General features: G+C 60.6%; 5 protein-coding genes and 1 other RNA gene. All 6 read right to left on the bottom strand.

All coding sequences use genetic code 11. The annotated features are described in order from the left end of the window. Positions 1–280 precede the first annotated feature (280 nt). The 6 genes from CYD26_RS09450 to zipA all read right to left on the bottom strand — a co-directional run bounded on the left by CYD26_RS09450 (position 281) and on the right by zipA (position 7,383). Positions 281–748, bottom strand: coding sequence for a CS1 type fimbrial major subunit (locus tag CYD26_RS09450; RefSeq protein WP_065760957.1), 468 nt, complete (start codon positions 746–748; stop codon positions 281–283). Between the two features lie 292 nt (positions 749–1,040). After that, the gene (locus tag CYD26_RS09445) at positions 1,041–1,367 is read right to left on the bottom strand and encodes a YbaB/EbfC family nucleoid-associated protein (RefSeq protein WP_065760970.1); all 327 of its coding nucleotides are present in this window, start codon (positions 1,365–1,367) and stop codon (positions 1,041–1,043) included. Between the two features lie 70 nt (positions 1,368–1,437). After that, complete coding sequence (dnaX, locus tag CYD26_RS09440; RefSeq protein WP_102052447.1) at positions 1,438–3,492, bottom strand: DNA polymerase III subunit gamma/tau; 2,055 nt, start codon at positions 3,490–3,492, stop codon at positions 1,438–1,440. Between the two features lie 197 nt (positions 3,493–3,689). Next, an RNA gene (gene ffs / locus CYD26_RS09435) (signal recognition particle sRNA small type) lies at positions 3,690–3,786 on the bottom strand. Positions 3,787–3,897: 111 nt separating this feature from the next. Further along, positions 3,898–6,264 (bottom strand): NAD-dependent DNA ligase LigA, encoded by a 2,367-nt coding sequence (ligA, locus tag CYD26_RS09430; RefSeq protein ID WP_102052446.1) that lies wholly within the window; start codon positions 6,262–6,264, stop codon positions 3,898–3,900. A 240-nt stretch (positions 6,265–6,504) separates the two neighbouring features. After that, positions 6,505–7,383, bottom strand: a complete 879-nt coding sequence (zipA, locus tag CYD26_RS09425; protein ID WP_065760380.1) for a cell division protein ZipA — start codon at positions 7,381–7,383, stop codon at positions 6,505–6,507. Between the last annotated feature and the right edge of the window lie 92 nt (positions 7,384–7,475).

The following is a 7,475-nucleotide window of genomic DNA, read 5'->3' as shown; positions in this document are numbered from 1 at the left end:
TCGCATCGGAACATCCTCTGATATGGGCGCCATCATAGCGCCCGATCAAAGTGTCCAAAATCATTAGGCCAGTTCAGACCCGCTCCTACAGGATGCTGGCTTGCCTGCGATGGCTTCGGTGGGGTGTCAGTGAGTGCGTGGCGTCTGCATCGCGGGCAAGCCCGGCTCCTACAGGACGATGGCTTCGGTGGGGTGCCGTAGACCTAAACGAAAAAACCCGGGGTTCGCACTGCATCAAGTGCGAACCCCGGGTTTGACAGAAGCGCTATATGCTGAGCAATCAGCGCGAAACAAGCGGTGTTTCAAAGGTCATGTTGACCATGCCCGAGTAACTACCCGGCGCATAAGGGCCCGCCTGGGCAGAGATTTCGATCGGAATGAACACCTGGTTGCCCCTTTGACTCTCAGGCACCACAATCTTGGCGGTATTGTCCAGATCAACCCCATTGATGCTGACATTAAGGTTGATTGCATCGGCGCCACTATTCATCTGGGCCGGGCCTTCAAGCCGGGCCTCAATGGCCCCGGTGGTGCTCTTGGCAATCAGGCGCTGAACGACGGGCCTCAGCGTTTCGGTTACCACGTTGTAGCTCAACTCTTGCACCCGAGTATCCCAGCCGTTTTCAGCCACAACATAAAACGCAGCGGCAGGAATATGGGCAATGACTTCAACTTGCTTGCGAACGGTGTTACTGGCAAAAACGCTACCGGCAGCGAGCATGGCGAACGGGATGATCCAGTATTTCATGATATGCACCTTTGATAATGTACGAATTCAAGCGGTTAGTAAGGCTTAACAGAAACGCCAACCGGCGCCCCCTGTTCATGGCCTGCAGCGCTATCATTCAGATCGCAGTCGCTGCCAACCAATGCGCACATTATCGACATCCTTCTGCCCGACTTATGTAGGCGCAGAGCTCGAGGAACGTAGGAATTTTCCTCAGGACTTTCAATTTCGCATCATTTGCCTACAAGCAATCTCTAATGTTCGAACAAAAAAAATGCCAGGCATTGGCCTGGCATTTTTTACGACTGATGCCTTAGAACGGCATTTTGAAACCCGGCGGCAGTTGCATGCCGGCGGTCATGCTGCCCATTTTGTCCTGGCTGTTCTGCTCGACCTTGCGTACCGCGTCGTTGACGGCGGCAGCGATCAGGTCTTCGAGGACTTCCTTGTCTTCCTGCATCAGGCTGTCGTCGATGCTGATGCGCTTGACGTCGTGACGCCCGGTCATCACCACGCTGACCAGGCCTGCACCGGATTGACCGGTCACTTCAGCATTGGCCAGTTCTTCCTGCATCTTGGCCATTTTTTCCTGCATCTGCTGCGCCTGCTTCATCAGGCCGGCCATGCCACCTTTCATCATGGGGATCACCTCAAGTATCACATTACGGAATACGGCCAGGAGCACGCTCCAGGCCGCCAGTGTCATTCAGTTACTCGCTTTGGCCAACCAAAGCGTCCACAGGTTCAATAGTATCCTCACGCACCACGGCACCGAACTGCTGGATCATCTGCTGGATGAACGGATCAGCATGAATTGACGCTTCAGCATCACGCTGGCGCTCGGCACGACGACGCGCAGCGGCCTGGGCCGGGGTTTCCTGCTGGGGCTGGATCAGTTCAATGACCAGGTTGATGCTGCGCCCCAGGTGCTGGTTCAGCGCGTCGTTAAGGCGACGTTGCTGGGTGGCGTTGAACAACGCGCCCTGCCCTGGGTCCAGATGCAGCAGCCAATTGTCGCCCTCGGCGGCCATCAGGGTGCAGTTGGCGGCGATATTGCCGGTCATGCCGGAAACCGGCAACGCAGGGAACATTTCCAACCATTGCAGCGCAAGCCCGGTGGCCGGCTGGGCTGCCGGCAAGACTACCGGTTCAGGCTCGGCAACGGCGGGCACCATTTCGCTGGCCAGTTCGTCCAGGTAGCTGTAGCCCATTGGGTCCAGCTCAGGTTCGTAGTAATCCTCGTCCAGCGGCGGCTCGTCGTCACGCTCCATACCCGCAGGGCTGTAGCTGGCATCATCATGCGGTGGCGGCGCTTCCTGCACCGGCGCGGCTACTGAAACAACAGGCTGTGCCGCCTCGACCACGTCCGCTTCAGCGACTGGCTCTGGCTCTGGCTCTGGCTCTGGCTCTGGCTCTACAGCAGGCTGCGCCATGGGCGGGTCGTTCCACGGCAGATCGATCTCGGCCTCAGCCGGTGCCGACACAACGGGAGCGGGTTCTGCAACCGGCTCAGGCTCAGGCTCAGCCGGCAAGACCGGCACAGGGGCTGGTGACTCGACCACGGCCACGGGCGCCTGTACCGGCGGCATAGCGGTGGCCGCAGCCACTGCTACCGTGGAATCAGCTGTGGCCTGGCTGATCCCCACTGGCTTTAGCGTTGGCCTGGGTGCGTCCGGGGTATCGGCCGGACGGAAGGCCAGCATCCGCAACAGCACCATCTCGAAACCACTGCGCGGGTCGGGTGCCAGCGGCAGGTCACGGCGGCCAATCAGGCCCATCTGGTAGTAAAACTGCACATCTTCGGCAGGCAGTGCCTGCGCCAGTGCCAGCACGCGTTCGCGGTCACCCTGGCCATTATCGACCGCCTCGGGCAAGGCCTGGGCAATGGCCACGCGGTGCAGCACATTGAGCATTTCAGCAAGCACACCGCTCCAGTCCGGGCCCTGTTCGGCCAATTGCCGAACCGCCTCGAGCAATGCCCTGGCATCGCCCTCAAGCAGTGCCTGGAGCACTCCGTAGACCTGACCGTGGTCAAGGGTACCGAGCATCGCCCGGACATCGGCGGCCAACACCTTGCCTTCACCAAAGGCGATGGCCTGGTCGGTCAGGCTCATGGCGTCGCGCATCGAACCATCGGCGGCGCGACCGAGCAGCCACAACGCATCGTCTTCAAACGGGACGTTCTCGACACCCAACACATGGCTCAGGTGTTCGACGACGCGCTCCGGGGTCATGTTTTTCAGCGAAAACTGCAGGCAGCGCGACAGGATCGTGGCCGGCAGTTTCTGCGGATCGGTGGTGGCGAGGATGAACTTGACGTAAGGCGGCGGCTCTTCCAGCGTCTTGAGCAAGGCGTTGAACGAGTGGCTGGAGAGCATGTGGACTTCGTCGATCAGGTAGACCTTGAAGCGCCCACGGCTGGGGGCATACTGCACGTTGTCGAGCAGCTCGCGGGTGTCCTCGACCTTGGTCCGGCTGGCGGCGTCGATCTCGATCAGGTCGACAAAACGCCCTTCGTCGATCTCCCGGCAGACTGAACAGGTGCCGCACGGGGTCGAGGTGATGCCGGTTTCGCAGTTAACGCATTTGGCAATAATGCGCGCGATGGTGGTCTTGCCCACACCCCGGGTACCGGTAAACAGGTAGGCGTGGTGCAGGCGCTGGTTGTCCAGTGCGTTGATGAGGGCCTTGAGCACATGGGTCTGGCCGACCATTTCGCGGAACGAGCGCGGACGCCATTTACGTGCAAGAACCTGATAACTCATCGAAAACCGTCGCGATCCAGAAGCTGAAGAGGGCTAATGCTAGCGGAGCGGGGGCAAAATTGCATCCGGTGTCGTCTACGCTGTGCAATAGGACAGGCAGCAGGCGGCTCAATCGTCGAAAAGCAGACCGCTCACACAGCAAAAGCGCTGTCTGAGAGAGGGAATATAAGGAGGGGGGACTTTCTAAATGGAGGCGACCCCACCAGCCACACCCCGGCACACGATGTTCCCGCTATGGCTGCTCCCTTCCGGGCCTGACCAGGTTGACGGGTAATCGTTGCGGGGGGACCGATGGGGCCACCACTACGCGGCTCATCAAGCGACGAGCCGCGCCATTGTACCGGTCTTGCGCCAAGTTACAACCTCTGCCTCAAGAAAAAACCAACGTTTCTCAAGGACTTGGCTTCATGCCTCGATGCCGTGGCTGGCAAGGAAGACGACAAAGGCGTCCTCATCCATCACCTGAAGGCCCAGTTCATTGGCCTTGGCCAGCTTGGAACCTGCGCCGGGGCCGGCGACCACGCAGTGGGTCTTGGCCGAGACCGAGCCGGCAACCTTGGCACCCAGCCCTTCCAGCTTGACCTTCGCCACGTCGCGGCTCATGCGCTCCAGGGTACCGGTGAGCACCCAGGTCTGGCCGGCCAGCGGCAAGCCTTCGGCGACTTTTTTCTCACTGGCCCAGTGCATGCCGAACTCAGACAATTGCGCCTCGATGGCAAGCGCCTGGGCTACGTTGTCCGGTACGGCGAAAAATTCACGCAAGCCCTGCTTGGCCTTTTCGTTAAGGCCTTTCATGACGCTCAGTTCGAGCCAGTCGCGGCTCAGCGCAATCACCTGCTCGAGGCTGCCGGCTTTTTCGGCCAGGTTCCTGGCGCCGGTTGCGGCAATGCCCGGGATGTTCAGTTTTTCGATGAGGCCTGCCAGGGTGGTGCTGGCAGCGAACTCGGCATGCACCTCGCCTTCATCCTGCAAGGCGATGCCGGCGCCGAGCAATTGGTTGATGACCGCCTGGTTGTGGGCGTCGCCAAAGAAACTGTGGATCTCATGGGCCACTTCCAGGCCGATGTCCGGCAGGTAGGTCAGCACTTGAGGCAACGCCACCCTCACCCGCGCCAGCGAACCCAGGGAGCGCGCCAGCACCTTGGCGGTTTCTTCGCCGACATCAGGAATACCCAAGGCATAAATGAACCGCGCCAACGCTGGCTGTTTGCTCTGCTCAATGGCCGCCAGCAGGTTCTTGCTGGACAACTCGGCAAAGCCTTCCAGGTCGACGATCTGTTCGAAGGTCAGGCTGTAGAGATCGGCAGGCGAACGGATCAGGCCTTCGTCGACCAGTTGCTCGACGCTTTTCTCACCCAGCCCGTCGATGTCCATGGCGCGGCGCGAGACGTAATGGATGATCGCCTGCTTGACCTGCGCGGCACACGCCAGGCGCCCGACACAGCGGTAGACGGCGCCCTCGCTGACGGTTTCCTTGCCCTTGCTGCGCTTGACCAGCTGGGTACGCTCGACGTGCGAACCACACACCGGGCAGGTGTGCGGAATATGAACCGGGCGTGCATCTGCCGGGCGCCGTTCCAGCACCACCTGCATGACCTGAGGGATCACGTCGCCAGCACGGCGGATGATCACCGTGTCACCGATCCGCAAGCCCAGCCGGTCGACTTCGTCCATGTTGTGCAAGGTCGCGTTGGCTACCGTGACCCCGGCGACCTTCACCGGCTTCAGGCGCGCCACTGGCGTCACCGCGCCGGTACGGCCCACCTGAAATTCCACGTCGAGTACTTCGGTCAGCTCTTCCATGGCCGGAAACTTGTGGGCAATCGCCCAACGCGGCTCACGCGCGCGAAAACCCAACTCGCGCTGATAGGCAAGGCTGTTGACCTTGAACACCACGCCGTCGATTTCATAGGGCAGGTCATTGCGGCGACGGCCGATGTCGCGGTAGTAGTCCAGGCATTGCGCCACGCCCACGGCCAGTTTCAGTTCGTGGCTGATCGGCAAGCCCCAGGCCTTGAGTTGCTGCAAAATGCCGACATGGGTGTCGGCAATGTCTGCCGAGACCTGCCCCAGGCCATAGCAGCAGAACTCCAGCGGCCGGCTCGCGGTGACTTTCGAGTCGAGCTGACGCAGGCTGCCTGCGGCGGCGTTACGCGGGTTGGCGAAGGTTTTGCCGCCGTTTTCGATCTGGCTGGCGTTCAACCGATCGAAGCCCGCCTTGGACATGAACACTTCACCGCGCACCTCCAAAACGGCCGGCCACCCTGCCCCCTCTAGCTTGAGCGGAATGTTGCGCACGGTACGCACGTTGACACTGATGTCTTCGCCGGTGGTGCCATCGCCACGGGTTGCGCCTTGCACCAGCAGGCCATCGCGATAGAGCAGGCTGACCGCCAGGCCATCGAGCTTCGGCTCGCAGCTGTACTCCACGGCCGCGCCGCCTCCGAACAGGTCGCCCGCTGGCAGCTCCAGCCCTTCGACCACCCGTCGATCGAAGTCACGCAGGTCGCTTTCCTCGAAAGCGTTACCCAGGCTCAGCATGGGCACTTCATGGCGCACCTGGCTGAAGGCCGACAGCGCAGCGCCACCGACCCGCTGGGTGGGCGAGTCGGCTGTCACCAGTTCGGGGTGTTCTGCTTCCAGGGCCTGCAGTTCGCGGAACAGGCGGTCATACTCGACATCCGGAATGCTCGGGGCATCCTGCTCGTAGTAGCGCCGGTTGTGCAGCTGGAGTTCGGCACGCAGTGCGAGGATTCGGGTTTCGACGGTCATGTTCGTGTTCTCTTGCCATGCAAAAGAGCAACCCTGGCTGCCCAGGCTGCTGACACATCCCCGCTTTTCAGCGGTTTTCTCACGGTGGGAGCAGGCTTGCCTGCGATGCAGGCGCCGCGAATTCACGGGCACCCCATCGATCGCTTCGCAGGCACGCCTGCTCCCACGAAGATCACACAGGGGGGCTGTCAGCAACCTGAGCAGCCGTGGCTGCTCCTTGAGTGTTTAGGGTGCTTGGGATCAACGCTTCTGGGTCAGTGCCCGACGCTCGAACTCGACGATGCGCTGGCGGTAGTGCTCGATGGTCTGCGCGGTCATGACGCTACGCTGGTCATCTTTGAGCTCACCATTGAGCTCGTGGGCCAGTTTGCGTGCAGCCGCCACCATCACGTCGAATGCCTGCTTCGGATGACGCGGGCCCGGCAGGCCCAGGAAGAAGCTCACTGCACGCGTGCTGAAGTGGTCGATGTCGTCCAGGTCAAATACACCTGGCTTGACTGCGTTGGCCATGGAGAACAGCACTTCGCCGTTACCGGCCATGCTTTCATGACGGTGGAAAATGTCCATTTCGCCAAAACGCAAACCGCTTTCAAGAATGTTCTGCAGCAGCGCCGGGCCCTTGAAGCCGCCCTCGTCACGGGAAATCACGCTGATCACCAGCACTTCTTCTACCGGCGGCAACTCTTTGCCTGCATTGGCAGCGCCAAAGCCGGTGCTTTTGGTGCGTGTTTCGTCCGGGAAGTCATCGGACGCATCGACGAACAGGTCCGGCTCACGTGGCTCAGCGGCCAGGTTCAGGTCGCCCTGCTGCGGCTCGCTGTTACGTTTGTTGCGCTTGGAAGACTTCGGCTTGCTCTCACGCTCACGTTCACGCAGCGGCGCACTCATGGACGGCAGGTCATGCTCATCCAGCTCCGGCTCCTTGTGATTGTCCAGCACACGGGAAGGCCCCAGCACATCAGGGCTGCTCTCCTCGTCAGGCAGGTTGGAGAAACTGCGATCCAGACGGAATTTCAGCTTACCCTTGCCACCACGCATACGACGCCAGCCGTCAAAAAGAATACCGGCGATGACAATAATGCCGATGACGATCAGCCACTCGCGCAGACCGATTTCCATGTAATCCCGTGCCTCTGTAAAAAATGCTGATAAATAAAGGGCTTAAAGCCCTTTAAAACGTGGCGCCAACTCTATGTTCTGACAGGCGTTTT

Origin of the sequence: Pseudomonas sp. FFUP_PS_473 (genome assembly GCF_002858665.1) — a bacterium.
In the GTDB taxonomy this organism is placed as follows: Bacteria; Pseudomonadota; Gammaproteobacteria; order Pseudomonadales; family Pseudomonadaceae; genus Aquipseudomonas; species Aquipseudomonas defluvii.
This window is presented reverse-complemented; position numbering and strand designations above follow the sequence as displayed.